The organism is Zoogloea sp. 1C4 (assembly GCF_009469605.1).
GTDB lineage: Bacteria > Pseudomonadota > Gammaproteobacteria > Burkholderiales > Rhodocyclaceae > Zoogloea > Zoogloea oryzae.
In genome coordinates, this window is record NZ_SSXU01000004.1 from 238,420 (window position 1) to 264,870 (window position 26,451).

A 26,451-nucleotide genomic window follows, 5' to 3' on the forward strand; every position below is an offset into this window, starting at 1 on the left:
TTACACCGTCAGCGCACCCTTGGCCCGCTCCAGCATCTCGCGCAGATGCTGCCGGTAGCCGACGACCCACGGAGCGGCGGTCTCACCGGGGAGGAACTCGCCCGCGTAAAGCCGGACGGCCTCGGCCACGCGGTCCTGCCGCCCGCCGGCGCTGGCCAGACGGCCAAGCAGTTCGCAGGCATCGACCGAACACAGGCTGCTTGGCAGGCTGACGAAGCCGTGCTTCACATTCACCCAGTTCAGCGGCGGCTCGCCTTCGCGGCGCCCGAGGCGGCGCAGGCGGTGGAGGGCGACCTTCAGGTTCTGCATGGCCTGGGCGCCTTCCGAATCCGGCCACAGCATGTCGGCGAGGCGTTCCGCCGGCACCTTCTGGCCGCCGGCGCAGATCAGGGCGATCAGCAGCATCTTGGTGCGCACGCCCTTCCAGTCCCGGTCATAGATTCGCCGACCGTCGATCTCGACGACAAACTCGCCCAGGGTGCGGATGTTCACCCGCGCGCCGGTCTCGGTCGATCCGCGGGACGCGGGGGTCAAGACAGATTCCAGCTCGGCCAGCCAGGCGGCGTTGCGGTGGAGCGGCACCAGCCGCTCGCCGACGGGCACGAGTTCGCGGGCGGCAGCGAGCATCCGCCGGGCCCGGTCGAATTCGCCAGCGCGCACGTCGAGCATCGCCTGCTCCTGACGGGCCACCGCGGCCACCCGACGCAGGCCCAGATGCAGCCAGCGGAGCACCCAGACGGCGGCCAGGGCGCGGGCTTCGGGACCGCGCTGCAGGTCGGCCAGGGCCTGGATCCGCAGCAGGCGGGCGATCGTCGAGGTCATCCGGCAATCGTCCGGTGCGCAGCCGGACAGGCATTCGTCGCCATGCACCAGCGCCCGCAGGGGCTGCCCGTCCCGCAAGGCCAGCGCGCCGAGGGCGAGGTGGCGGTAGGCCTGGAGCAGCGCCTGGCGCGCCGGGATGACCCGCTCGCCGAGCGCCTGGGCCAGCTTCCGCACCTCGTCGCAACGGCCCAGATCGGCCGCGGCGTAGGTCCGGTGGGCCAGCAGCGGCAGGGCCACGGCGTCGGACAGCGTCTCCACCCCGGGCAGCCCCGCGCCCGCCGAGAGGATCCCATGGGCCCGCTCCGCATCGCCGGCCAGCAGGCCGATGAGGCCGAGGGCGCTGTGCACCAGCCCCCGCGGCAGCAGACCGGCGCCATCCAGATGGCACAGGAGCTCGACGTCGGAGAGCCTCACGTCGGCCCGCGTCACTTCGCCGGCCAGGCAATCGACAAAGCAGGCCAGCGTGCGGTGGACCAGCTCCAGCGGCAACGAGCCCACCGCGACGGCAATCCGCTCGCCTTCGGCAAAGGCGGCGCGGGCGAGGTCCACATTGCTGTCGAGGATCAGGGTCAGCAACCCCTTGCGCAGCAGCAACGCCGAGCGGGCATGGGGCGACAGGGCTGCGTCCCGGGCGATCAGCTCGGCCAGGCGGGCCCGCAGGATGTCGAGGGGCTCGTCGCCGGCATCGCCCCGCAGCCGGGCGTCGCAGGCTGCGGCGCAGCCCAGGGCCTGGAGGTCGGGCGGCGCTTTGCCGGCCGGATCGACCAGCCGTGACGCCAGTAGCGCGATCTCGGCGCGGGGGTCATCCACGAGGCCAAGGAGCTCGACGCTGCGGGCGCCGGCCGCCTGCAGCATGAGCAGGCCCGCCCGAGCGCCGTGAAAATCCATCTCGAACCAGCGTCGCAGGCAGGTCCGTTCCAGCGTGGCGCAGGGATAGGGCAAGGCTAGCGGGGAATTCTCGGGCGTCTCGGTCATGGCTCCCACACCGGGGTCGGGCTGGCGCCCGTGACCCGCTTGATCTCGTCCACCATTTAGCCATGAGATGTGTGATCCCCTGACGGCGGCAGGGGATTGTTGGTGATTTTTTACAAAAATCGCATTTATCCAGTTTTTCCGCCTGACGCGACAAACCCACCGGAAGGCCGTAAAGTCGGCCCTGCCCTCCCCTGCCGGTCTTCCATCGCTGCCGTGACTCGCCCCGCTCCCCTCCCGCCGCCCGCCGACGCCTGGCTCATCTGGTTCGACGGTGCCGCACACCCCAATCCCGGGCGGATCGGCCTTGGTGCGCTGCTGCTGGGGCCCGAGGGCCAGCGGATGGATGTGTCGGAGCCCGGCGGGCGCACCGGCTGCAACAACGAGGCCGAGCTGCTGGCCCTGGGACGGGCGCTGGAGCTGGCGCTCGCCGCCGGCGCGCAGCATCTGGTGGTGAAGGGAGACAGCGATTTTGCGGTGCGTCACCTGCGGGGCGAGGCGCACACCGCAGTACCGCGGCTGGTCGGCCTCATCGACGGCACCCTCGCCCTGCTGGCGCGCTTCACGTCGGTGCGGCTGGAATGGGTGCCCCGCCACCGCAACCCGGACGCCGACCGGCTCTCCCGGGCCGCCATCGGCCTGCCCGACAAGCCTCCGCTACGCCCCGTCTCGCGGCGCCGCCGGCGCTAGTTCGGCATCCAGCAGCCGGGCCGCGACGAGGCCGTTGACCAGCCCGAAGAGCGTCGCAGCCAGCGCAAACACCGGCACCAGATAGAACACCCCGTCGTGGGGCACCAGCCACAGGCGGGCCACCACCAGCTGGCCGCCGATGTGGGCGAAAGCCGCCAGCACGCTGTGGCTCACCGGCCCGAACCAGCGCCTGGGCAGATGCATCGCCGCCCCCAGCACGGCCAGGCTGGCGAGGCTGCCGGCGAGGCTCAGGAAGAAGCCCGGCGCCAGGAACTGCCCCAGCACGAGGCTCCCCACCAGCACCCGCAACAGCGCCACCCAGGCCGCTTCGCGCCAGCCCCAGCGGGCCAGCACCACCAGCGTCACGATGTTGGCGAGCCCCGGCTTGACGCCAGGCAGCGGGAGCGGGATCGCCGCCTCGGCCACCGTGAGCACGATGGCGGCCGCCGCATGACGCGCCACCCGGTGGTCGTCGGCGGTGGGGACGAGGCGGATCTCAGTAGTTGAGGGAGTCATAGTCGGCCCGCCGCCCGGAAAGGGCGAGGCTCACCTGATTGGGCGCGCAGATCGCCACCGCCCCGGCGCTGGCCAGCCAGCCCTGGCGCACGCAATACTGGCGCGGCCCCGGATCGCTGGCCACGCGAGCCCGGCCGGGCTGCACCTCGATGCGCGTGGTGCCGAGCGGGCCGGGCACCTCGACGATGCGCGGGGCGGAGAGATCCACCTCGGCGAACACCTGCCCGCCGGCCTTGATGATGGCCTTGTCCGGTCGGCCGCCCTGCCACAGCACGAGGGCCGATCCAACACAGAAAGCCAGCGCCGCCGCCAACACCAGCCCGTCGCCCATCCGCAGATGGACGGCCCAGGCGGCCAGCCAGCGGCGCACGGCGGGCAGATCCGGCACGGGTCAGGTCTTGAAGGAGCGGTGCCGCACGAGCACCCGGGCGCTTTCGCGGAAGCGCTCGGCGAGCTGTTCGGCGATGTACACCGAGCGGTGCTGGCCTCCGGTGCAGCCGATGGCCACGGTGAGGTAGCTGCGGTTGTCGTTTACGTAGGACGGCAGCCACTGGGCCACGAAGCGGTAGATGTCGTCGGTCATCTGGCCGACCTCGGGCACCCGCTCGAGGAAGTCGATCACCGGCTGGTCGCGCCCGGTGAGGGGCCGCAGCACCGGGTCGTAGTGCGGGTTGGGCAGGCAGCGCACGTCGAACACCAGGTCGGCGTCCATCGGGATACCGTGCTTGAAGCCGAAGGACTGGAACAGCAGGGTGATCTGGTCGCCCGCTTCCAGCCGCATGAAGCTCTTCACCCAGTTGCGCAGGGTGTTGGCGGACAGATCGCTGGTGTCGATGCGGTGGCCGAGTTCGGAGATCAACGCCAGCGCTTCCCGCTCGCGGGCGATGGCCTCGGCGAGGGTCACGTCGTCGTCGCCCAGCGGGTGCTTGCGGCGGGTTTCGGAGAAGCGTGCGATGAGGGTGTCGTCGCGCGCATCCAGGAACAGAAAGCGCACGTCACCAATCATGGCGCGCAGGGATTCGATCTGCTGGGGCAGTGCGGCGATGCCGGCGCCGGAGCGCACGTCCACGGCCACCGCGATGCGTTGATAGCCGGAGCCCCGCAGGTGGGTGACGAGTTGCGGCAGCAGCGCCGACGGCAGGTTGTCGACGACGTAGTGGCCGCAATCCTCCATCACGTTGAGCGCCACGCTCTTGCCGGAGCCGGACAGACCGCTGATGAGGACGAGTTGCATGGTGGAACCTGTTTTGGGGAGCGCCGCGGTCAGAAGTCAGCGGCCAGCCTGCGGCGGAATGCCGCAGTTTTTTTGGAGAGCATAAACAATGTTGGCGCAGCGAACTATCGAGCGTTCTACAAAAAATCACATATCTGTTAAATCATGTGGCAACGAGGCATTTCTCACGGATTTTGGCGACGCCGCTGCGCTGCAGCTCAGCCACCAGCCGGTCGGCAAGCGCAGGCAGGCCGCGCTCCAGCACCCGGATGCCGGGGGCGGCATGGTGCGCTCAGTCGGCGGCTTCGGTGTGGTCAGCCGCGGGCGGGGGCGCTTCGGCCACCGCCTCGCTGCCGGCGGGATCGGAGTCGGTCTCGCCGAAGATCTCGTCGGCACTGCGGCCACAGCCGGTGCAGTAGCCGTCCTCGATCTCGCAGACGCCGATGCAGGGGTTCTCTTCGCTCATCGCCGCCTCACCCGTTGCCCACGCACTCGCCGCGCAGGCCGCCCTCGAAGAGGTCGGCGGCAGCCCGGCGGCTGGCCACTTCGGCCAGGATCGCGCGCTTGCGGTCGTCGTCGGCGCGGCCCCAGTCGGTGATTTCGGGGATGGTGCGGAAACAGCCTTCGCAGTAGCCCGTGGCCGGGTTCATGCGACAGACAGCGGTGCAGGGAGATTGGATGGTCATGATGCGCTCTGGGGGTCGACGCCCGCCGCTCGTTGTCGGCGGGTCTTCGTGGACCTTGGAGCTTATACGGGCTTGGCCCGCTTCGCCAGCACCGCCCGCGCCACCTTTGATGCCGGCGGGCGGCCCAGGCGCTCGCTGATCCAGCCTGCGGTATCGACGAGCTTGTCGAGGTCGATGCCGGTGTGGATGCCGAGGCCGTCCAGCAGATACACCACGTCTTCGGTCGCCACGTTGCCCGAGGCGCCCGCCGCGTAGGGGCAGCCACCGAGGCCTGCCACCGCCGCGTCGAACACCGCCACGCCTGCTTCGAGCGACGCGTAGATGTTGGCCACCGCCTGCCCGTAGGTGTCGTGGTAGTGGCCGGCGAGCTTTTCGACCGGCACCTTGCGGGCCACCACGTCCAGCATCTGCCGCGTCTTGCCCGGGGTGCCCACGCCGATGGTGTCGCCGAGGCTCACCTCGTAGCAGCCCATCTGATAGAGCGTGGCGGCCACGTCGGCCACCGCTTGCGGATCGACTTCGCCCTCATACGGGCAACCCAGCACGCACGAGACGTAGCCGCGCACCTTCACCCCGGCCGCCTGGGCTGCGGCCATCACCGGCTCGAAGCGCTTGAGGGATTCGGCGATGCTGCAGTTGATGTTCTTGCGGCTGAAGGATTCGGACGCGGCGCCGAACACCGCCACCTCGGTCGCCCCCACCGCCAGCGCCGCCTCGAAGCCCTGCAGGTTTGGGGTGAGCACCGGGTAATCAACGCCCGGCAGGCGCTGGATGAGCCGCAACACCTCGCTGTTGTCGCCCATCTGCGGCACCCACTTGGGCGACACGAAGGACGTGGCTTCGATGGCGGGCAGGCCGGCGGCGCCCAGGCGGGCGATCAGCTCGACCTTGGTTTCGGTGCTGACGACCTGCTTTTCGTTCTGCAGGCCGTCGCGGGGGCCCATCTCGACGAGGCGGACATGGGTGGGGAGGGTCATCGGATTTCCTTGGCAGCGCTTCAATGCACCGCCAATTTTAATTGCATAACCTCGAGATTTCCGCACTATTTATCCGCTTGTCTTTATGCGGAGGGCGGAGCGCGCTTTAAATTCAGCCGACGAAGCACCGCCGGGCCTTGTCAGCCCGTGGCCTGGGGCCGCCGCCGGAAGATGCGGGCGACGAAACGCCACAGCATCACGATCATCACCACCGCCAGCACGCAGAACACCGCCAGCGCACCGAGAAAAAGCAGCGGCTGGTGGATCAGCGTCCACATGCCGCCGGCGAACAGCGCGTCCTCGCCCAGCGACGTGACCACGTTGCTCACCGGCTCCGGCGAGGTGTTGATCGCCGCCCGGGCGCTGGCCTTGGCAAAGTGGGTGCCGGCCGCCAGGGTGCCGCCGAGCAGGCCCATGGCAATCTGCAGCGCACCGCCCTGGTCGCCCATCACCGCCGCGGCCAGCGCCGCGCCAGCGGGGATGCGGATGAAGGTGTGGGCGGCATCCCAGAGGGAATCCAGCCAGGGCAGCTTGTCGGCGAAGAACTCGACGAGCAGCAGCAGGCCAGACACCCCGAGCACCAGCGGATGGGCCAGCACGCCGAGGCCGCCCGGCAGGTGCACGCCGGCGAAGCGCGCCAGCGCGCCGAGCACGAACACCAGCGCGTAGAGGCGCAGCCCGCTGGCCCAGCCGAGGCCGGCCGCCAGCGCCGCCAGCGAGGCGAGGTCCACCGGCACGTCGCGCCAGTCGAGCAGCGGCTTGACGCTCTCGGCGAGGGTGGCGGGATCAAGGCCGGCGATGTCCATCCGGCGGGCCTAGGCTTTCAGGAACTGCGCATGGTGGGCCAGGTGGTCCGCCATGAAGGTGGAGATGAAGTAGTAGCCGTGGTCGTAGCCCTCATGCAGGCGCAGGGTGAGGGGCTGGCCGTCGCAGCACACCCACTCGAAGCGGTCCGGGTTGAGCTGGGTGGCCAGAAACTGGTCGGCCATGCCCTGATCGATGAGGATCGGCGGGCAGCGCCGGCCGTCCTCCACCAGCGCGCAGGCGTCGTGCTCGCGCCACACTGCCCGGTCGGTGCCGAGGTAGCCGCTGAAGGCCTTCTCGCCCCACGGGCACAGGCTGGGCGCGGTGATCGGCGCGAAGGCCGACACCGAGCGGTACAGATCCGGATGGCGCAGGGCCAGGGTGAGCGCCCCGTGGCCGCCCATCGAGTGCCCGAAGATGCCGCAGCGCTTGAGATCGGCCGGGAAGCGCAGGCCGATGAGCTGGCGCAGTTCGCCGGTGATGTAGCTTTCCATCCGCCAGTTGCGGGCCCAGGGCTCGCGGGTGGCGTCGAGATAGAAGCCCGCGCCGATGCCGAAATCCCAGGCGTCGGCCTCGCCGGGGATGCGCGCGTCGCGGGGGCTGGTGTCGGGCGCGACCAGCATCAGCCCCAGCTCGGCCGCCAGCCGCTGGGCGCCGGCCTTGATGGGGAAGGTCTCCTCGGTGCAGGTGAGGCCGGCGAGATAGAACAGCACCGGCACCGGCCCGTTGGCTGCCTGGGGCGGCACGAAGACCGAAAAACGCATCGCCAGCCCGATTTCCCGCGACTGGTGGCGGTAAAACCCCTGCCGGCCGCCAAAGCAGAGGTGCTGGGAGAGGGTTTCGAAGGGCATGGCGGCGTTCTTCAGTAGATGACCACCGAGCGGATCGACTCGCCGCGCTTCATGAGGTCGAAGCCGTCGTTGATCTGGTCGAGGCTGAGAGTGTGGGTGATGAGGTCGTCGATGTTGAGCCTGCCTTCCATGTACCAGTCGACGATCTTCGGCACGTCGGTGCGGCCGCGGGCGCCGCCGAAGGCCGAGCCCTTCCACACACGCCCGGTGACCAGCTGGAACGGCCGGGTGGATATCTCGGCGCCGGCCTCGGCCACGCCGATGATCACCGACTGGCCCCAGCCCTTGTGGGTGCATTCGAGCGCCTGGCGCATCACCTTGGTGTTGCCGATGCACTCGAAGCTGTAGTCGGCGCCGCCGTCGGTGAGCTGGACGATGTGATCGACGACGTTTTCCACTTCATTCGGGTTGATGAAGTGGGTCATCCCGAACTTGCGGGCCATGGCTTCGCGGCCGGGGTTGAGGTCCACGCCGATGATCTTGTCGGCGCCCACCATCTTGGCGGCCTGGATCACGTTGAGGCCGATGCCACCGAGGCCAAAGACGACCACGTTGGCACCGGCCTCGACCTTGGCGGTGAACAGCACGGCGCCCACGCCGGTGGTCACGCCGCAGCCGATGTAGCAGACCTTGTCGAAAGGCGCGTCTTCACGGATCTTCGCCAGAGCGATCTCGGGCACCACGATGTAGTTCGAGAAGGTGGAGGTGCCCATGTAGTGCAGGATCGGCTTGCCGTCGAGACTGAAGCGGCTGGTGGCGTCGGGCATCAGGCCGCGACCCTGGGTGCTGCGGATCTTCTGGCACAGGTTGGTCTTGCGCGACAGGCAGAACTTGCACTCGCGGCATTCCGGCGTGTAGAGCGGGATCACGTGATCGCCGGCCTTCAGCGATTTAACATCCGGGCCCACATCGACGACGACGCCGGCGCCTTCGTGGCCGAGGATGGCCGGGAACAGGCCTTCGGGATCGGCCCCCGACAGCGTGTAGTAATCGGTGTGGCAGATGCCGGTGGCCTTGACCTCGACCAGCACTTCACCGGCCTTGGGGCCTTCCAGGTCGACGGTTTCGATGGTCAGCGGGGCGCCGGCCTTCCAGGCGACGGCAGCTCGGGTCTTCATGGGTGTTCTCCGGGGGGATCGGGTTATTGGGGTGTTATAGGTGTTTTTCGTCGCGAATGCGCTTACCCACGGCGGGCGGGTGATATGCAGCCATCGACCGCAGGAGCGCGAAGAGGTTGTCCTCGACGAGCAGCAGGCCGCGGTTTTCCTGCTTCATGAAGCCTTCTTCCACGCCCCGCTCCATCATCTGGACAAGGGGCAGGTAGTAGCCTTCGACGTTGAACAGGGCCACCGGCTTGTTGTGGAAGCCGAGCTGGGCCCAGGTGAGGATTTCGAACAGCTCTTCAAAAGTGCCAAGCCCGCCGGGCAGGGCGATGAAGCCGTCGGCGAGCTCCGCCATCCGCGCCTTGCGGGTGTGCATGGAATCGACGACTTCGAGCCGGGTGAGGCCCTCGTGGCCCACTTCCCAGTCCATCAACACCCGCGGGATGACGCCGACCACCTTGCCACCGGCAGCCAGGCAGGCATCGGCGACCACGCCCATCAGCCCGACGTTGCCGCCCCCGTAGACCAGCTCGATGCCGCGCTCGGCGAGCAGCTTGCCGAGGGCTTCGGCCGCCGCCCGATAGGCCGGCCGCACGCCGGAGCGGGAACCACAGAAGACACAGATGCGCCGCATGGTTGGCGCTCCGTCAGAAGGGGCCTTTTTCGAGCCAGCGCTCGAGCTGCGGGAGGCGGTCGTTGCCCCAGAAGCCTTCACCTTCGACGATGAAGTAGGGCGAACCGAACACGCCGCGGGCTTCGGCCAGATCGATCTCGGCCTTCAGGCGGGCCTTGGTGGCCGGATCGGAAAAGGCGTCGGCGACTTCCTCCCGATTGATCTTGAGGGCGTCGGCGATGTCGAGGAGGACGCTGGTCTCGGCGATGTTGCGGCCATCGACGAAATAGGCGCGGAACACCGCGTGGGCGAAGGCGCGGGCCTCTTCGGGGTCGCGGTCGGACAGCCACTGGAAGGCGCGGGCGGCATGTTCGGTGTGCACCGGGTAGGGGCTGGGCTGCTTGAAGGGGATGCCGAAGAAGGCGGCGGTGCGCTCGGTGTCGCGCTGCACGTACTCGGTGCGCATCAGGCCCGCCGGGATCTTCATGCCGCCCTGGGGCTGGAACTGGGCGTCGAGGACGATGGCGTGCCACATCACGGCACGCCCGTGGCGGGCGGCGAGTTCGTCGATCTGCTCGGAGGCCAGGTAGCCGTAGGGCGAGGAGAAATCGAAGTAGAAGTCGATGGGGGCGGACATGCGGGTCTCCGGGAGGCGAATTTTCTGTGATGCCGGTTGGGTCGGTCAGCCCGCATTATCCATGCCGGGCGACCGAAGGGCATCACATTGCGTGTCGCTCCGACGACCGGCCGCTCAGAACCCGCCTTCGGCCAGCCAGCGCTCCACCTGGGGCAGCCGGTCGGCCCCCCAGAAGGCTTCGCCGTCGACGATGATGAAGGGCGAGCCGAACACCCCGCGCGACAGCCCCAGATCCACCTCGGCGGCGAGCCGGGCCTTGATCTCGGTGCCGGACAGCACCGCCGAGAGCTCGTCCCGGTCGATGCCCTGCCCGGCGGCGATGTCGAGCACCGCGCCGAGATCGGAGATGTTCACGTCATCGACGAAATACGCCCGGTAGGCGGCGAGGCCAAAGGCCCGCGCCTTTTGCGGGCTGCGGTCGTTGATCCACAGAAAGGCCCGCGCGGCGTGCTGGGTGGGGATCGGGAAGGTGCTGGGCTGCTTGAAGGGCAGGCCGAAGTAACGGGCCGAACGTTCGATGTCGTGCATCGAATAGGCGCCCTTGAGGGGAATCGACGGCAGCGGCGCGAGGCCGGTGACCTTGAAGGTAACCCCCAGCAGGAAGGGATGCCACAGCACCGTGCGCCCGTAGCGTTCGGCCAGGGCGTCGATCTTCTCGGCGGCGAAGTAGCCGTAGGGCGAGGAAAAATCGAAGTAGAAGTCGATGGGGGCAGTGCTGCGCCGGGGTTCGGTCATGGGTCGGTCTCCGTCTCAGGGGGTCTTGGGCCACAGGATCAGCTGGGTGCAGCGGAACAGCGCCAGCCGCCGGCCGCAGCCGCCGCTGGTGACTTCGGAATCCCACACCTGGGTGTTGCGCCCGATATGCACCGCCGTGGTGTTGCACAGGAGCACTCCGTCGGTCTGGGTGCCGAAGAAGTTGGTCTTCAGCTCGATGGTGGTGAAGCTCTTGGCGCCTTCAGGCAGGTGGGCGCGGGTGGCGTAGCCCGCCGCGCTGTCGGCCATGGCGATGATCGTCGCGGCGTGGAGATAGCCGTTGGGGGCCAGCATCTCGGGGCGGATCAGCATCCGAGAGCCCATTCGCCCCGGTTCGAGGGTCACGGCCTCGAAGCCGAACCAGCCCGGCAGATGGCCCGCACCCCGGGCGTTGAGGAAATCGAGGTCGATGCCTTCGGCGAGCCGGGGTTCGGCCATCACGGGTCTCCGGTATCAGCTTTCCAGGGCCTCGAGGGCACCCAGGTAACGGGGCATGAGATCCTCGCGCCGGCTCACGTTGATGCCCAGGTCGCGGATCAGGCCGTCCTTGAGGCCATACACCCAGCCATGCACAGTGAGCCGCTGACCGCGCTTCCAGGCATCCTGGACGACGATGGTCTGGCAGACGTTGACCACCTGCTCGATGGTGTTGAGCTCGCACAGGCGGTCGTGGCGCATCTCGGGCGGCAGCAGATCGACGCGGCTGACGTGCTTCACGTGAACATCCTGCACATGACGCAGCCACAGATCGACCAGCCCGACACGATCCCGCTGCAGCGCCGCGCGCACGCCGCCGCAGCCGTAGTGGCCAACGACCATGATGTGCTTCACCTTCAGCACATCCACCGCAAACTGGATCACCGACAGGCAGTTGAGGTCGGTGTGCACCACCACGTTGGCCACGTTGCGGTGGACGAAGACCTCGCCCGGCATCAGGCCGATGATCTCGTTGGCCGGCACGCGGGAATCGGAGCAGCCGATCCACAGGAACTCGGGCGCCTGCAGGGTCGACAGCTTCTCGAAGTAGCCGGGATCGACCTGGCGCATGCGTCGCGCCCAGGCCAGGTTGTAGTCGAAGAGGTGGAACAGGTTTTCGTTCTGGACGTCGGACTCGTTCCAGTTCTCCAGATCGAGGGCGAGGAACATCGCGCCTTCGACAGGCGTCGGGTAGTAGGCCGGCGCCTCCTTGAAACCCAGCTCCCGATAGAGCTTCACGGCGATGCGCATGGCCGGCAGGGTGTCGAGCATCACCTTGCGATAGCCCAGCGTCTTGGCGGCCTTGATGGCGGCCAGGGCGAGTTCGCGGCCGACTCCGGTGCCGCGCATATCGGGCTCCACGTAGAGCCGCTTCATCTCGCAGACGCCGCCCGTGGCCGGGCGGATGCCCACGCAACCAGCGGGCTTGCCGTCGAGCTCGGCAAAGAACAGCCGCCCCGCGGGCGCAGCGTAGGCGCCGGGGAGGGAGGCCATCTCCTCGCCGAAATTCTGGTAACCGAGATCTACGCCCAGCCAAGCGGCGTAGTTGCGGAAAAACTGGCGGACATGCTCGATCTCGGCGTGGTCATCGGCACTGAGGATGCGAAGGGTAACGGCCATCGATCAATTCCATTACAAGTCGAAACAACCCAGCAGGATACTCGTTCAGGCCGGCCGTTTCACCCCCGGGCATGGCCCAAGCCACGCCTTTTTGTGTACGAAGCCCTTTCAGGCAGGCTTTTCCTGACGGCCGTGCATGACCATGATCGTCTGCTGCATCACCGCGCAGAGCGTCCATTCCTCGGCCTTCACCGCAAAGACTTCGGCCTTGGTGATGATCAGCGTGCGGCCCGGGCGGATCACCTCGCCCCGGGCCACCAGCCGCTCGCCGTCCGCGGGGGCGATCAGGTTGATCTTGTACTCCACCGTCAGCACGCTGGCGTCGGCCGGGGTGAGCGTGTTGGCAGCGTAGCCGGCCGCCGAGTCGGCGATCATCCCCACCACCCCGCCGTGGATGAAGCCGTGCTGCTGGGTGATGCCCTCCCGGTACGGCAGGTGGATCTCGGTGTAGCCGGGCTCGACCACCGCCATCTTCGCGCCGATCAGGGCCATCGCGTGCTGCAGGTCGAAGCTCGCCCGGACGCGGGCGGCGTAGTTCGGGTCGCGGGGGCGAAAAGGCTCCAGGGGCGGACGGCTCATCGCTTGTCTCCTGTTATTGGCAGGGCCTTTGCTGGCGCCTTGAATTACGTTTACGTAAACGTAATTTTGGTGGTAAAAAAGATCAAGCGCCTTCGCCCAGACGGGCAGCCAGCGCGGCGTGGGCGGCGGCAGCGCCTTCCGGGTTCTCGGCCAGCTGTTCGGCACACTGCTTCTCGAGGATGTCGATCTCGCCGAGCACCGCGGCGATGTCCTCGCGCTGCTGCTCGAGGGCCCGCCGGCGCTCGGCCAGCACCACCAGCAGGCGGCGCAGCTGCGGGGCCGAATCGCGCAGGCCGTCGTACATGCCGAGCAGTTCGCCGATCTCGGCCAGCGACAGGCCGAGCCGCTTGCCGCGCAGGATCAGGCCCAGACGGGTGCGGTGGCGCTTGTTGTAGATGCGGTTGCGGCCGGCACGGACGGGCGCGAGCAGGCCTTCGTCCTCGTAGAAGCGGATGGCACGCGGGGTAATCCCGAACTCGCGGGCCAGATCACCGATGGTGTAGGTTGTTTCCTCGATCATCGAATCAGTAAATCAGATTTCCCGAGGCCGGACAACGCGGCCGACGGATTTCCAGGAGAACAGCAGCAATGAGCACCCCGACCCTCGAATACCCCTTCGACAGCGTGCCGGAGGCCGGCGAGACCCGCGAGGTCGCCCCCGGCGTGTCCTGGATCCGCATGCCGCTGCCCTTCGCCCTCGACCACATCAACCTGTGGCTCATCGAGGACGGCGAAGGCGTGGCGATCGTCGATACCGGCTACGCCCTCGACGCCACCCGCGACGCCTGGGAGACCATCCTCGCGCGCCTCGGCAAACCGGTGACACAGATCATCGTCACCCACTGCCACCCGGATCACCTGGGCCTCGCCCGCTGGCTCTCCGACAAGACCGGCGCCGGCGTGGTGATGTCCCAGGGCGAGTACCTCGGCGGCTACGCCCTGTGGCATCAGCTCACCGGCTACGACGTCACCTCGATGGTGGCCCACTTCCGCCACCACGGCCTCGACGACGACCGCGCCGCGGCGCTCGAAGGCCGGGGCAACGCCTACGCCCGCGGGGTACCGTCGCTGCCCGCCACCTACCAGCGCCTCATCGACGGCGACACGCTCTCGATCGGTGGCCAGCAGTGGCAGATCATCGTCGGCTACGGCCATGCGCCGGAGCACGTATCCCTCTACTGCGAGGCCATCGGCGTGCTGATTTCGGGCGACATGCTGCTACCCCGGATATCCACCAACGTCAGCGTTTTTGCTGCGACGCCGCATGACGACCCGCTCGGCCGCTTCCTCGATTCGATCAGCGCTTTCAAGCAGTTGCCAGACACGTCGCTCGTGCTACCATCCCACGGGAGGCCGTTCCGCGGCATCGCCCTCCGGGTTGATCAGCTCGTCCAGCACCACGACGACCGCTGCGCGGAACTGCTTGCTGCATGCACCGATCCCCGCAGTGCGGAAGAGATTCTTGCGACCCTCTTCCCGCGCGAGCTGGATACGCATCAGGTCATGTTTGCAATGGGGGAGGCCATCGCCCACCTGAACCACCTCGAACACAAGGGCGAGCTGGTAGGCCGGGTCGGAGACGATGGGGTGGTTCGTTTCGTCAAAAGCATCTAACAAGGAGTGCCCAACAATGGCTGCGCCAGAAAAAGAAGTCGCCAAGTCCGAACTGCCGGACCCGAAGGAAGTCGCCAAGACCTACGCCGAAGTCGCCCAGCGCGCTTCCAAGCTGCTGGCCGACCACATCCAGAAGCAGGTCCAGAAGGGCATGTCCGCCCCCACCGACGAACTGGGCATCGCCCAGGCCTTCATGGACATGATGGGCAAGCTGCTGGCCAACCCGTACCGTCTGGCCCAGGCCCAGATGAACCTCGTCTGGGATTACTTCTCCCTGTGGCAGCACTCCATGATGCGTTTCACCGGCATGGCGCCCAGCGCCCCGGTCGCCGCCCCCGCCAAGGACGACAAGCGCTTCAAGGATGAAGAATGGCAGGAGCACTTCCTGTTCGACTTCATCAAGCAGTCCTACCTGATCACCGCCCGCCACATCCACGACACCGTCTCCGGCGTGGATGGCCTGGACGACCAGACCCAGAAGAAGGTCAACTTCTACACCCGCCAGTACATCGACGCCCTGTCGCCGTCCAACTTTGCCCTGACCAACCCGGAAGTCTTCCGCGAGACCGTCAAGAGCCACGGCCAGAACCTCATCAAGGGCCTCAACAACCTGCTGCGCGACGTGGAAGAAGGCGACGGCAACCTGCGCGTCAAGATGACCGACACCACCGCCTTCGAGCTGGGCCGCAACGTGGCCACCACGCCGGGCAAGGTCGTCTTCCAGACCGAGATGATGCAGCTGCTGCAGTACACCCCGACCACCCCGGACGTCTCCAAGCGCCCGCTGCTGATCGTCCCGCCCTGGATCAACAAGTTCTACATCCTCGACCTGCGCGAGAAGAACTCCTACATCAAGTGGTGCGTCGATCAGGGCCACACCGTGTTCGTGATCTCCTGGGTCAACCCGGATGAGCGCCTGGCCGAGAAGAGCTTCGACGCCTACCTGCTCGAAGGCACCCTGGCCGCCGTCGACGCCATCGTCGAACAGACCGGCGCCAAGGAAATCAACGCCGCAGGCTACTGTCTGGGCGGCACGCTGCTCGCCACCACCCTGGCCTACATGGCCGCCAAGAAGGACAAGCGTCTGGCGTCCGGCACCTTCTTCACCACCATGACCGACTTCGCCGATCCGGGCGAACTGTCCGTCTTCCTCGACGAAGGCCAGATCTCCAGCCTCGAGAAGAAGATGTTCGAGCGCGGCTACCTCGAAGGCTCCGAAATGGCCGGCACCTTCAACATGCTGCGCGCCAACGACCTGATCTGGTCCTTCGTGGTGAACAACTACCTGATGGGCAAGGATCCGTTCCCCTTCGACCTGCTGTACTGGAACTCCGATTCCACCCGCATGCCGGCGAAGATGCACAGCTTCTACCTGCGCAACATGTACCTGAACAACCTCCTCAAGGAGCCGGGTGGCATCGAGATCGCAGGCGTGCCCATCGATCTGTCCAAGATCAAGGTCCCGACCTACTTCATCTCCACCATCGAAGACCACATCGCCCCGTGGAAGAGCACCTACTCCGGTGCCCGCAACTTCGGCGGCAACGTGCGCTTCGTACTGGGCGGCTCCGGCCACATCGCCGGCATCGTCAACCCGCCCGCAGCCAACAAGTATGGCTACTGGACCAACCCGGCCGCCAAGCTGCCCGCCACCGCCGACGAGTTCTTCAACGGCGCCGAGCAGCACCCGGGCTCCTGGTGGACCGACTGGCAGGCCTGGCTGATGGCCCAGGACAGCAGCAAGGTTCCGGCCCGCGATCCGCTCAACGGCAAGTTCAAGGTGCTCGAAGATGCACCGGGCTCCTTCGTCAAGGCCCGTCTCGACGCCAAGAAGAAGGCCGCCTGATCCATCGGCAGCCTGCATGAAGAAAGGGGGCCTCGGCCCCCTTTTCCTTTTTCCGCCTCAGCCTCACTCGCCCCACTTCACCAACCGTGGCCACCTACCCGCTCGAAACCCCGCTCCCCCACGGCCTGCCCGTCGTCCTCGACACCAACGTGGTGTTGTCCCTGTGGATGTTCGAAGATCCCGCCCTCGTGCGCCTGCGCGCGGCCGTCGAGAGCGGCGCGCTCCGCCCCCTCAGCCGGGAAGACTGCCTGGGCGAACTCGCCCGCGTGCTCGCCTACCCGCAGTTTGCCCAGAGCCCCGAACGCCAGGCCGAGATCGCCGCCACCTACCGGGCCCGCTGCACGCTCGTCGAACCGGTCGCCCCGCCCGCCTGCGAACTGCCCAACTGCCTCGACAGGGATGATCAGAAGTTCCTCGAGCTCGCCCGCGACAGCGGCGCCCGGGCGCTCCTGACCCGCGACAAACTGGTGCTCAAGCTCGGCAAACGCCCGGTCATCGCCGCGCGTTTCGCCATCCTCACGCCCGAGAAGCTGCAAATCCAGCTGGCGTAAAGCCCACCACATCACAGAGCCTTGCACATCGACACAACAATTCACATATCATGGCAGCCCCGGACACCCAGTCTGGATAGACTGGGGACTCAACCCTCATGACGGAGCACGCCATGGCCACTGAAATGTCTTTCGACGTTGGCAACCTCATCACCACCTACCTCATTCCCCTCGGCTGGAAACTCGCCGGCGCCGTCGCCCTCTGGATCATCGGCGGCTGGCTGATCAACATCATCGGCAACCTGTCCAACCGCGGCATGACCCGCCAGAAGGTCGAGCCCACCCTCGTCCGCTACGTCGAGGCCACCCTGCGGGTGGTCATGCGCATCGTGCTGGTCATCGTGATCCTGTCGGTGTTCGGCATCGAAACCACGAGCTTCGCCGCCCTCATCGCCGCAGCCGGCGTGGCCATCGGCGTGGCGTGGAGCGGCCTGCTCTCCAACTTCGCTGCCGGCGCATTCCTGATCATCCTGCGCCCGTTCAAGGTGGGTGATTTCATCAGCGGCGCGGGCGTCACCGGCACCGTCAAGGAAATCGGCCTGTTCGCCACCACCATCGACCAGCCCGACAACGTGCGGACGACCATCGGCAACAACAAGCTGTTCTCCGACAACATCGTCAACTACACGCTGAACCCGTCCCGCCGGGTGGACCTGACCGCCCAGCTGGCCCACAGCGTGGATCCGAAGCAGGCGATGGAACTCATCCGCGCCCGCATCAAGCAGATCCCCAACGTGCTGACCGACCCGGCGCCGGATGTCGAGATCCTCGAGTTCAACGCCGCCGGCACCAAGCTGGTGGTGCGCCCCTATTGCCACAACGACCACTATTGGCAGGTGTATTTCGACACCAACAAGGCCCTGGCCGAAGTGGGCGGCGCCAACAACTGGCCGATCCCGGCGCCCCATCAGGTGCTGCGTCAGCCCAGCTGATCGCCCCCGGCTTCAGCGCAAACGCCCACTCCGGTGGGCGTTTTTCATGGCGCGCCGGCCAGCGTGCGGCGCAGCTCGGTGAGATAGCGCAGCCCGGCCACCGCCCGACTGCCGTACCACGAGGCCATCTCGCCATCGATCAGCGCCGCCGGACGCCCCGACGCGGCGGCCACCTCGGCCAGATGGCTGTCGCGAAAGCGATAGGGCTCGGACGACAGGAAGACCCGCGCCACGCCCGCCAGCCACGGCGCATCCCATTCGAAGGCCGGATAGCGCGGCTCGTCGGCCTCGGGAACCGTCTGCCAGCCCACCGCCCCCAGCATCGCCGAGATGTAGGTGCTGCGCGCCACGGTCATCCATGGCTCGCGCCAGATGAGGTAGAGCACCTTCTCGGCCGGCAGGCTGGCGCCCACGGCCCGCGCGTCGTCCAGCGCAGCGGCTAGATCGGCGCACAGCCGCTCAGCCTCGGCCTCACGGCCAAAGATGCCACCCAGCAGGCGATACACCGGCAGGTTGTCCTCGGGCGTGCAGGGGTGGGTGACGATCACATGGGGCACGCAGGCGGCGATCTCCTCGACGCATTCGCGCCGGTTTTCGTCCACATTGACGATCACATGGGTCGGCGCCAGCTCGCGCAGGCGCGCGAGGTTCACGTCCTTGGTGCCGCCCACCTTGGGGATGGTCTTCAGGGTCGCCCGTGGGTGGATGCAAAAACCTGTCCGCCCGACCAGCTGCCCGGCCAGCCCCAGATCGCACACCAGCTCGGTGAGCGAGGGCACCAGCGAGACGATCCGCGCCGGGCCCGAATGGGGCTGGTGGCGATGGCCGCTTGCGTCCACCAGGAAATCTTCATCATTCTTGTTCTGCATCATCGCGCAAGTATCTCAGGAGCCGCACCGTTATTGGATGGTACGTGGAACAAGCATCCGCGCCCGCACTCTCACCTGAAGCAAGCAAACCCTTCCAGCCACGGAGAAGATCATGAAAATCGGCGTTCCCAAGGAAACCAAGAACCATGAACATCGTGTCGGCCTGACCCCGGGTGCAGTCCGGGAGGTCGTCGCCCATGGCCACCAGGTGTTCGTCGAGACCGGCGCCGGGCTCGGCATCGGCGCCACGGATTCCGATTACGAACGCGCCGGCGCCACTATCAGCGCCAGCGGCGCCGAGGTCTTCGAAGCCGCCGAGATGATCGTCAAGGTGAAGGAGCCGCTCCCCGACGAGCAGGCCCGCCTCAAGCCCCATCACATCCTGTTCACCTACCTGCACCTCGCCCCGGCACCCGAACTCGCCGAGGCGCTGCTTGCCAGCGGCGCCACCGCCATCGCCTACGAAACCGTCACCGCCCCCGGCGGCGGCCTGCCGCTGCTGGCGCCGATGTCCGAAGTGGCGGGGCGGATGAGCATCCAGGCCGGCGCCGCTGCCCTCGAAAAATCCCATGGCGGCCGCGGCGTGCTACTGGGCGGAGTGCCCGGCGTGGAGCCGGGCCGGGTCGTCGTGCTGGGCGGCGGCACGGTGGGCAACAACGCGGCCCACACGGCCGTCGGCATCGGCGCCGACGTCACCATCGTCGATAAATCCCTGGCCGTGCTGCGCCACCTGGACGAAGTGTATGGCGGCCGGGTAAAGACCCTCTACGCCACCCGTGACGCCATCGAAAGCGTGCTGCCCCATGCCGATCTGGTGATCGGCGCGGTGCTGATCCCCGGCGCCACCGCACCCAAGCTGGTCACCCGACCGATGCTGGCCACCATGAAACCCGGTGCGGTGATCGTCGACGTGGCCATCGACCAGGGCGGCTGCATCGAGACATCCCACCCCACCACCCACGCCGACCCGACCTTCGTGGTGGATGGCGTGGTGCACTACTGCGTCGCCAACATGCCCGGCGCAGTGGCCCGCACCGCCACCTACGCCCTCAACGCGGCCACCCTGCCCTACGTGCTGGCGCTGGCCGACAAGGGTTGGAAAGATGCGCTGAAGGACGACGCCGGCCTGCGCGCGGGCCTCAACGTGTGCAACGGCCACGTCACCCACCCGATCGTGGCCGATGCGCTGGGCAAGAAGTACCTGCCCGCCATCACCCAGCTCGGCTGAGGGCGCCGGCTACAGATCGAGCCCGCGCGGCTTGCGGCCGGCGCGGGCAAAGACGCGGTCGAACACCGCGTTGGGCAGGAGGCGCAGCAGCCTGGCCACCACGCCCATCTGCCAGGGGATCACCGTGTAGGTGGTGCCGGCGTCGATGGCCCGCACGAAGCGCCGGGCGGCTTCATCCACCGGCAACATGAAGGGCATCGGGTAGCGGTTCACCGCGGTCATCGGCGTCTCGATGTAGCCGGGGGCGATGGTCACCACCCGCACGCCGCTGCCGTGGAGCTCGACCCTCAGGCTCTCGAGATAGGCAATCGCCGCGGCCTTGGAGGCGCTGTAAGCCCCCGCGCCGGGCAGGCCGCGGATGCCCGCCACCGACGCGATGCCCACCAGCCGCCCGCTGCCACGGGCCCGCATGGGTGCCGCGAAGGGCTGAAAGGTGGCCACCATGCCCAGCACGTTGGTGCGCATCACCCGCTCAAAGGCGGGCAGATCGTCGGCTTCTTCGGTGAGCGTGCCCACCGACACGCCGGCATTGGCGATCACCACGTCCGGCAGGCCGATGCGCGCCACGAAATCGGCCGCCGCAGCCTGCAACGCCGGGCCGTCGGCCACATCGACAATGTAGATGGCGTGCTCGCCGGGCAGGCTCGCCACCAGCGCAGTGAGGGCGTCACGACGCCGGGCTACGAGGCCCAGCACCGCGCCCCGGGCCGCGTAGTGGCGTGCCAGGGCGGCGCCGATGCCGCTGGAGGCACCGGTGATGAAGACGCGTTCGGTCACGGGATGAGAAAGGAAGCACGCCGCCCGGCACGGAAGCCAGGCGGCGTGGCGGGCTTACTTGCGGCCCTGTTCGCTGCGGGCGCGGGCGATCAGCTGATCCGCCACCTTGAGCGCCGCCTCGTGGGAGCCGGCGAGGGAGCCGGAGGTGAAGTACTTGCCGTCGATCGCCAGGGTCGGAACGCCGTCGATCTTGTAGTTGCGGGCGATTTCCTCGAAGCGCTTGACGCGCACGTTGGTGGTGAAGCCCCGGTACGCGTCGGCGAACTTCTTGGCATCCACACCCTTCTTGACGACCCATTCCTGGGCAGCGGCTTCGGTGTTGAGCGGCAGCTTCTCGGTCTGGACAGCGTCGAAGATCTGGCCGTGCAGGCGCGGCAGATCGCCAGTGGCGTCGAGCGTCGCGTACAGCCGGGCGAGGCCCACCAGCATCTGCTGGCCCCACATCACCGGGATGCGGGTGAACACCACGTCGGACGGCAGCTTCTTGACCCAGGCGTCGAGCACCGGATCGAACGAGCGGCAGTGGGGGCAGCCGTAGTGGAAGAACTCCAGCACTTCGATCTTCCCCTTGGCCTCGGTGGGCTGGGGCGGCGAAACGAGTTCGAAGCCCTTGCCACTGCCCTGCGACCAGGCGGGCAGACCAAGGCCGCCGAGGGCTGCGAGGGCGGAGAGCTGTTTGAGGACGTCACGACGCTGCATTAGGGTTTCTCCTTCGATCCAAAGGACTCATTGAGCGGCGGTGGCCGGCTTTGGTTCCTTGGGTTTGATCTTCACGATGGCGGTGGTGATGCCGTTGGCGGTGAGGTTGTCCCGCGCCTTGGTCATCACGTCCTGCCCGAGGTAGGGGCCGGTGCGTACGCGGTGCATCGTGCCTTTATCGGGCACTTCGATCTTCTGGACGCTGGCCTCCACCCCCATCAACGCAAGACGCGCCTTCAGGTTGTCCGCTTCGGACGGGTCTTCGAAGGCGCCGGCCTGCAGGTAGAACTTCTCGGGCGCGGGGGCCGGCTTGTCGAGCAGCGCCGCCTCGGCCTTGGCGCGCTCGGCGCTGTCCATGCCTTCGGTGGACTTGGTCTTGTCGGCCTTGGCGGTGTCGGTGGTGGCGGCCTTGTCGGCTTTGTCGGACTTGTCCTTGGCGGGCTTGTCGGTCTTCACGACCTCGGTGGTTTCCTCGGGCTTGGTGGGCGCCGGCAGCGCATCCGAACCCTTGGGCAGCACGTTGTAGAAATCGAAGCGGGGCTTCTCGACAGGCTTGTCGCCGGCCTTGCCGGGCAGCGCGATGGGCTCGCCGCCCTGGGGCTTGGCCGGCGGCGCGACGACCGTCCGCTCGTCAGCAGGCTTGGGCTTGCTGAAGGGCGACGAGGCGGTGAAATACAGCGCGATCCCGGCAGCCACCAGGGCCCCCAGGATCAGGCCGACAAAAATGCCGACAAGGGTGCCGCCACGGCTGCCCGATTTGGGCTTCCTGGCTTGAGGACGTGGCTTGAGATCGCGACTCATGGATGGAGAAGTCCGGGATTACATCGAATCGGGAGCAGAAACGCCAAGCAGCGCGAGGCCGTTGCGGATCACCTGACGCACCGCGGCGGCCAGGGCCAGACGGGCCAGCTTGAGCCCCTCGTCGTCCACCAGCATCCGTTCGGCGTTGTAGTAGCTGTGGAACTCGCCGGCCAGATCCTTCAGGTAGAAGGCGATCTGGTGCGGCGCGTAGTCGGACGCGGCGCTCTGGACGACTTCCGGGAAGGCGGTGAGGCGGGCGCACAGGGCGAGTTCGCGCTCGTTGTCGAGACGGCCCAGATCGGCTTCGGTCAGATCGGCGAGCACGCCGTTCCACTGGCCAAGCACCGAGCACAGGCGGGCGTGGGCGTACTGGATGTAGTACACCGGGTTCTCGTTGCTCTGGCTCTTGGCGAGGTCGAGGTCGAAATCCAGATGCTGGTCGGCCTTGCGCAGCACGTAGAAGAAGCGGCAGGCGTCGTTGCCCACTTCGTTGCGCAGCTCGCGCAGGGTGACGAACTCGCCGGAGCGGGTGGACATGGCCGCCTTCTGGCCGTCGCGGTAGAGCACCGCAAACTGCACCAGCGCCACGTCGAGCTTCTCGGGCGGCAGGCCCAGCGCGGTGAGCGCGCCCTTCACGCGGGGGATGTAGCCGTGGTGGTCGGCGCCCCAGATGTCGATGATGCGGTCGAAGCCACGCTCGTACTTGTTGGCGTGGTAGGCGATGTCGGAGGCGAAATAGGTGTAGAGGCCGTTCTCGCGCTGGACGACGCGGTCCTTCTCGTCGCCGAAGGCGGTGGAGCGGAACCACTTGGCGCCGTCCTGTTCGTAGAGGTGACCGCGGGCTTCGAGCTCGGCCACGGCCTTCTCGACGAGGCCGGTGTCGAACAGCGAGCGCTCCGAGAACCACATGTCGAAGGTGACGCCGAACTCCTTGAGATCCTCGCGGCCGTCGCCGAGCTGCTCGTTGAGCGCAAAACCATGCACCCAGGCGTAATCGGGCCCGAGCAGGCGCTTGGCGTTGGCGATCAGCGCATCCAGGTGGCCTTCCTTGTCGGCCTCGACCGACGGGGCACCGGCCAGCACATCGGCGGCGGAAACCTGGGCGAAGCGGTCGGCGTGGCCGGTCTTGATCTGGGCCGCCATGTCCTTCACGTAGTCGCCCTGGTAGGCGTTTGGCGGGAAGGCGATGGCGATGCCGAAGAGATCGAGGTAACGCAGCCAGGTGGACAGCGCGAGGATGTCCATCTGCCGGCCGGCGTCATTGATGTAGTACTCGCGGGTCACGTCGAAGCCGGCGAAATCCAGCACGTCGGCGAGCGACGCGCCATAGGCGGCGCCACGGCCGTGGCCCACGTGGAGCGGGCCGGTGGGGTTGGCCGACACGAACTCGACCTGCACCTTCACGCCGGCCTTCACGCCGCGGCCGAAGGCCTCACCGGCGCCCAGCACCGCGGCAACCACCGCCGTCTTGGCGTCGGAAGCGAGGGTGAAGTTGATGAAGCCGGCGCCCGCCACTTCGGTCTTGGCGACCAGCGGCGACTTGGGCAGCTCAGCCATCAGCAGGGCGGCGAGTTCGCGGGGATTGCGCTTCAGCGGCTTGGCCAGTTGCAGCGCCAGGTTGCTCGCAAAATCCCCGTGACCGGCCTGCTTGGGCCGCTCGAGGTTGATCGGGGTTTCGGCCTGGTCGGGCGCCACACTGATGAGGGCGGCACGCAGGAGGTCGGCAAGCTGGGTTTTCGGATCGGCGCTCATGGCAAATACTGCGACTAAAAGCACAGGATTATATCCAAGCGCCGGGCGTCCCGCCTGTCGTGCAAACTTTCGTGCGAATTAAGCCCGCCGACAAAGCGCTTGCTACGTGGCAAACTTGCCTCGTGAGCACTTTTTTCCGTCGTCTTCCGGTCCGCTTCGCGGCTTTCGCCGCCAGCCTGCTGCTGGCGACGGGCGCCGCTGCCGACGCGCCCACCCTCGACTGGCGCGTGCCGCTGCCGGCCGGCCAGGGCTGGCGGATCATCGACCTGCGCGAAGGCAACGGCATCCGCCATGAAGAATACGTGCCCCGCGGCCAGGGCATCGAGGACTACCGCGACCGCCTGCTCGTCCAGCGCTTTGGCGCCCAGGAGATGAGCCCCGAGGCCTACCTCGGCCACATCGCCGCCGGCCTGGCCCGGCACTGCCCGGAGTTCACCACCAGCGGCCTCGTCACCGGTGCCCGCGACGGCCTCGGCCATTCCACCCGCACCGCCTACTGCAGCCGCTTCGGCGACCGGCCCTATGGTTATGTGGTGGCCCAGAAGGCCATCCGCGACGGCGACTTTCTTTTCGTGGTCGAGCGGGAATGGCGCCTGCCGCCGTTCTCCATCGATCCCGACGGCACGGTCAGCTTCGGCACCGCCGACGAAGCCGTGAAGCGCGACATCCGCAGCACCGTGCGCTGGCTCACCGAGCAGGTCCATCCGATCGCCCCGCCGCCCGCGCCAGCCCCTGCGCCGGCGCGTCCCCGCATCAGGCGCTGAAGCCCCCGCCCACGCTTCCGCCGGCCCGGCTTTCGGGGCACAATCCGCGTTTTCCTTTTCACCTGCCGCCGTGCGCCTCTTCCGACTCGTCAAGATCGTCTCCGTCAGCCTGAAATACGGCCTCGACCAGATGATCCTCTCCAGCGAGCCGACCGGCCGGCTGGCCTGGCTGGCGCGCCTGTCCCGCTTCGGCCGCCGCTTCGACGAGCCCTCGGGCGCCCGCCTGCGCCAGGCCCTCGAATCCCTCGGCCCGATCTTCGTCAAGTTCGGCCAGATGCTGTCCACCCGGCGCGACCTGCTGCCGCCAGCCATCGCCGAAGAGCTCGCCCGCCTGCAGGACCGCGTCCCCCCCTTTTCCAGCGACGAAGCCCTGGCCCAGCTCGAAGCCGCCTACGGCAAGCACGCCGACGAGGTGTTCGCCCGCTTCGAGCGCGAACCCATTGCCTCGGCCTCCATCGCGCAAGTGCATTTTGCCGAGTTGCCCGACGGCACCGAGGTCGCCGTCAAGATCCTGCGCCCCGGCATCGCGCCGGTGATCGCCCACGATCTGGCCCTGCTCGACGCCGCCGCGACCATCCTCGAAAAAATCTGGCCCGAAGGCCGCCGCCTCAAGCCGCGGGAAGTCGTCGCCGAGTTCTCCAAGTATCTGCGCGACGAGCTCGACCTGATGCGCGAGGCCGCCAACTGCTCGCAGCTGCGGCGCAACTTCAAGGATTCGGAACTGCTGGTGGTGCCCGAAGTGCACTGGGACTGGTGCACCACCAACGTGATGGTGATGGAGCGGATGAAGGGCATCCCCATCTCCCAGCTCGACACCCTGCGCAAGGCCGGCATCGATCTCAAGGCGCTGTCCCGCGCCGGCGTCGAGATCTTCTTCACCCAGGTGTTCCGCGACGGCTTCTTCCATGCCGACATGCACCCGGGCAACATCTTCGTCGCCACCGAAGGCGCCACCCGCGGGCGCTACATCGCGCTGGATTTCGGCATCATCGGCACCCTCAACGACACCGACAAAAAATACCTCGCCACCAACTTCCTGGCCTTCTTCCAGCGGGATTACCGACGCGTGGCGCTGGCCCACATCGAGGCCGGCTGGGTGCCCGCCCACACCCGCGCCGACGAGTTCGAAGGCGCGATCCGCGCGGTGTGCGAGCCCATCTTCGACCGCCCGCTCAAGGACATCTCCTTCGGCAAGACACTGCTGCGGCTCTTCCAGACCGCCCGCCGCTTCGAGATGGAAGTCCAGCCCCAGCTGGTGCTGCTGCAGAAGACGCTGCTCAACATCGAGGGCCTCGGCCGCCAGCTCGACCCGGACCTCGATCTGTGGAAGACCGCCAAGCCCTTCCTCGAACGCTGGATGAACGACCAGATCGGCTGGCGCGCCCTCGTTCGCCACATGAAGGACGAAGCCCCAGCCTGGGCCGCCACCCTGCCCCAGCTGCCGCGCCTCGTGCATCAGGCGCTGGCCTCCGAGAAGCGCGACGACGCGGCCCGCGCCGAGATCGCCCGCCTCGCCGCCGCCAACACCCGCCAGCGCCGGTGGCTCGTCGGTGCCGGCGTGGCGCTCGCCGCCCTGGCCGCCTTCGAGGCCTGGCGCTGGCTCGCCTGACAATTTCTGTCTCGCCGCCCGATCCTCCAGCAACCGCAACAATCGGGCCGCTACCATCCACTTCGTCAAACCGCCGGCCGCCCGCGTGATGCCCTCACCCGGCGGCCATTCGATCTTGCCCGGCGCCCGCGGCGCCACCGGGCCATCGCCAGGTCTCCCCGGCCGGCGCTGAACAAACGCCCGCCGGCGCGCTCAAA

At 67.7% G+C, this 26,451-nt stretch carries 30 protein-coding genes; 8 read left to right on the plus strand and 22 right to left on the minus strand.

Going from position 1 to position 26,451, the window contains the following annotated elements; genetic code table 11:
* Positions 1-1,797, minus strand: a complete 1,797-nt coding sequence (locus GH681_RS07020; protein ID WP_153160761.1) for a hypothetical protein — start codon at positions 1,795-1,797, stop codon at positions 1-3.
* A 213-nt stretch (positions 1,798-2,010) separates the two neighbouring features.
* Between GH681_RS07020 and GH681_RS07025 the strand changes: the two genes are divergently transcribed.
* A complete protein-coding gene (locus GH681_RS07025; protein WP_228111804.1) occupies positions 2,011-2,484 on the plus strand; it encodes a ribonuclease HI family protein in 474 nt (157 codons plus the stop codon).
* Here GH681_RS07025 and GH681_RS07030 read toward each other — a convergent pair.
* The 16 genes from GH681_RS07030 to GH681_RS07105 form a co-directional block, all read right to left on the minus strand.
* On the minus strand, positions 2,452-3,000 hold the full coding sequence (locus GH681_RS07030; RefSeq protein WP_194271162.1) for a Gx transporter family protein: 549 nt from the start codon (positions 2,998-3,000) through the stop codon (positions 2,452-2,454). The genes GH681_RS07025 and GH681_RS07030 overlap by 33 nt on opposite strands.
* Positions 2,981-3,331 (minus strand): NusG domain II-containing protein, encoded by a 351-nt coding sequence (locus GH681_RS07035; protein WP_153160840.1) that lies wholly within the window; start codon positions 3,329-3,331, stop codon positions 2,981-2,983. Before GH681_RS07035 ends, GH681_RS07030 begins: the two co-directional genes overlap by 20 nt.
* A gap of 60 nt (positions 3,332-3,391) precedes the next feature.
* Positions 3,392-4,234, minus strand: a complete 843-nt coding sequence (rapZ, locus tag GH681_RS07040) for an RNase adapter RapZ (RefSeq protein ID WP_153160762.1) — start codon at positions 4,232-4,234, stop codon at positions 3,392-3,394.
* A 271-nt stretch (positions 4,235-4,505) separates the two neighbouring features.
* Positions 4,506-4,679 (minus strand): DUF1289 domain-containing protein, encoded by a 174-nt coding sequence (locus GH681_RS07045; RefSeq protein WP_153160763.1) that lies wholly within the window; start codon positions 4,677-4,679, stop codon positions 4,506-4,508.
* Between the two features lie 7 nt (positions 4,680-4,686).
* Complete coding sequence (locus GH681_RS07050) at positions 4,687-4,899, minus strand: DUF1289 domain-containing protein (RefSeq protein ID WP_153160764.1); 213 nt, start codon at positions 4,897-4,899, stop codon at positions 4,687-4,689.
* 62 nt (positions 4,900-4,961) lie between these two features.
* Positions 4,962-5,876, minus strand: a complete 915-nt coding sequence (locus GH681_RS07055) for a hydroxymethylglutaryl-CoA lyase (protein WP_153160765.1) — start codon at positions 5,874-5,876, stop codon at positions 4,962-4,964.
* A gap of 140 nt (positions 5,877-6,016) precedes the next feature.
* Positions 6,017-6,682 (minus strand): DUF4126 domain-containing protein, encoded by a 666-nt coding sequence (locus GH681_RS07060; protein ID WP_153160766.1) that lies wholly within the window; start codon positions 6,680-6,682, stop codon positions 6,017-6,019.
* Positions 6,683-6,691: 9 nt separating this feature from the next.
* Positions 6,692-7,531, minus strand: a complete 840-nt coding sequence (fghA, locus tag GH681_RS07065) for an S-formylglutathione hydrolase (protein WP_153160767.1) — start codon at positions 7,529-7,531, stop codon at positions 6,692-6,694.
* Positions 7,532-7,542: 11 nt separating this feature from the next.
* Positions 7,543-8,649, minus strand: coding sequence for an S-(hydroxymethyl)glutathione dehydrogenase/class III alcohol dehydrogenase (locus tag GH681_RS07070; RefSeq protein WP_153160768.1), 1,107 nt, complete (start codon positions 8,647-8,649; stop codon positions 7,543-7,545).
* Between the two features lie 34 nt (positions 8,650-8,683).
* Complete coding sequence (locus GH681_RS07075) at positions 8,684-9,268, minus strand: TIGR00730 family Rossman fold protein (RefSeq protein WP_153160769.1); 585 nt, start codon at positions 9,266-9,268, stop codon at positions 8,684-8,686.
* Between the two features lie 13 nt (positions 9,269-9,281).
* Positions 9,282-9,884 carry a 2-hydroxychromene-2-carboxylate isomerase gene (locus GH681_RS07080; RefSeq protein WP_153160770.1) on the minus strand — a complete coding sequence of 201 codons (603 nt, stop codon included), beginning with the start codon at positions 9,882-9,884 and terminating at the stop codon, positions 9,282-9,284.
* Between the two features lie 114 nt (positions 9,885-9,998).
* Positions 9,999-10,619: a 2-hydroxychromene-2-carboxylate isomerase gene (locus GH681_RS07085; protein WP_153160771.1), complete on the minus strand. Its 621-nt coding sequence runs from the start codon at positions 10,617-10,619 to the stop codon at positions 9,999-10,001.
* A 15-nt stretch (positions 10,620-10,634) separates the two neighbouring features.
* Entirely contained in the window at positions 10,635-11,075 is a 441-nt protein-coding gene (locus GH681_RS07090; RefSeq protein WP_153160772.1) for a PaaI family thioesterase, read from the minus strand.
* Between the two features lie 15 nt (positions 11,076-11,090).
* Complete coding sequence (can, locus tag GH681_RS07095; protein WP_153160773.1) at positions 11,091-12,233, minus strand: carbonate dehydratase; 1,143 nt, start codon at positions 12,231-12,233, stop codon at positions 11,091-11,093.
* A 108-nt stretch (positions 12,234-12,341) separates the two neighbouring features.
* Positions 12,342-12,812 (minus strand): PaaI family thioesterase, encoded by a 471-nt coding sequence (locus tag GH681_RS07100; protein ID WP_153160774.1) that lies wholly within the window; start codon positions 12,810-12,812, stop codon positions 12,342-12,344.
* A gap of 82 nt (positions 12,813-12,894) precedes the next feature.
* Positions 12,895-13,332 carry a MerR family DNA-binding transcriptional regulator gene (locus GH681_RS07105; RefSeq protein WP_153160775.1) on the minus strand — a complete coding sequence of 146 codons (438 nt, stop codon included), beginning with the start codon at positions 13,330-13,332 and terminating at the stop codon, positions 12,895-12,897.
* Between the two features lie 68 nt (positions 13,333-13,400).
* Here GH681_RS07105 and GH681_RS07110 point away from each other — a divergent pair, with 68 nt between their 5' ends.
* The 4 genes from GH681_RS07110 (at position 13,401) to GH681_RS07125 (ending at position 17,755) form a co-directional block, all read left to right on the plus strand.
* Positions 13,401-14,426: an MBL fold metallo-hydrolase gene (locus tag GH681_RS07110; protein WP_153160776.1), complete on the plus strand. Its 1,026-nt coding sequence runs from the start codon at positions 13,401-13,403 to the stop codon at positions 14,424-14,426.
* Between the two features lie 16 nt (positions 14,427-14,442).
* A complete protein-coding gene (locus tag GH681_RS07115) occupies positions 14,443-16,272 on the plus strand; it encodes an alpha/beta hydrolase (RefSeq protein WP_153160777.1) in 1,830 nt (609 codons plus the stop codon).
* Between the two features lie 86 nt (positions 16,273-16,358).
* On the plus strand, positions 16,359-16,823 hold the full coding sequence (locus GH681_RS07120) for a putative toxin-antitoxin system toxin component, PIN family (protein ID WP_228111805.1): 465 nt from the start codon (positions 16,359-16,361) through the stop codon (positions 16,821-16,823).
* A gap of 125 nt (positions 16,824-16,948) precedes the next feature.
* A complete protein-coding gene (locus GH681_RS07125) occupies positions 16,949-17,755 on the plus strand; it encodes a mechanosensitive ion channel family protein (RefSeq protein WP_153160778.1) in 807 nt (268 codons plus the stop codon).
* Between the two features lie 44 nt (positions 17,756-17,799).
* Here GH681_RS07125 and GH681_RS07130 read toward each other — a convergent pair whose 3' ends face one another.
* Complete coding sequence (locus GH681_RS07130) at positions 17,800-18,627, minus strand: helical backbone metal receptor (protein ID WP_153160779.1); 828 nt, start codon at positions 18,625-18,627, stop codon at positions 17,800-17,802.
* Between the two features lie 109 nt (positions 18,628-18,736).
* On the opposite strand from GH681_RS07130, the gene ald reads away from it, so the two are divergent.
* Positions 18,737-19,852, plus strand: coding sequence for an alanine dehydrogenase (ald, locus tag GH681_RS07135; protein WP_153160780.1), 1,116 nt, complete (start codon positions 18,737-18,739; stop codon positions 19,850-19,852).
* A 9-nt stretch (positions 19,853-19,861) separates the two neighbouring features.
* Here the strand turns inward: ald and GH681_RS07140 are convergent, their stop codons facing one another.
* From GH681_RS07140 to argS, 4 genes are read right to left on the minus strand one after another with little or no spacing between them, the layout of a single operon-like run.
* Positions 19,862-20,629 (minus strand): SDR family oxidoreductase, encoded by a 768-nt coding sequence (locus tag GH681_RS07140; RefSeq protein ID WP_228111806.1) that lies wholly within the window; start codon positions 20,627-20,629, stop codon positions 19,862-19,864.
* A gap of 54 nt (positions 20,630-20,683) precedes the next feature.
* Positions 20,684-21,328, minus strand: a complete 645-nt coding sequence (locus GH681_RS07145; protein WP_153160781.1) for a thiol:disulfide interchange protein DsbA/DsbL — start codon at positions 21,326-21,328, stop codon at positions 20,684-20,686.
* Positions 21,329-21,355: 27 nt separating this feature from the next.
* Positions 21,356-22,129: an SPOR domain-containing protein gene (locus tag GH681_RS07150; protein ID WP_153160782.1), complete on the minus strand. Its 774-nt coding sequence runs from the start codon at positions 22,127-22,129 to the stop codon at positions 21,356-21,358.
* Positions 22,130-22,147: 18 nt separating this feature from the next.
* Complete coding sequence (gene argS / locus GH681_RS07155; RefSeq protein ID WP_153160783.1) at positions 22,148-23,881, minus strand: arginine--tRNA ligase; 1,734 nt, start codon at positions 23,879-23,881, stop codon at positions 22,148-22,150.
* A 122-nt stretch (positions 23,882-24,003) separates the two neighbouring features.
* Here argS and GH681_RS07160 point away from each other — a divergent pair, with 122 nt between their 5' ends.
* On the plus strand, positions 24,004-24,645 hold the full coding sequence (locus GH681_RS07160) for a hypothetical protein (RefSeq protein ID WP_153160784.1): 642 nt from the start codon (positions 24,004-24,006) through the stop codon (positions 24,643-24,645).
* 70 nt (positions 24,646-24,715) lie between these two features.
* On the plus strand, positions 24,716-26,254 hold the full coding sequence (gene ubiB / locus GH681_RS07165; RefSeq protein WP_153160785.1) for a ubiquinone biosynthesis regulatory protein kinase UbiB: 1,539 nt from the start codon (positions 24,716-24,718) through the stop codon (positions 26,252-26,254).
* Positions 26,255-26,451 lie beyond the last annotated feature (197 nt).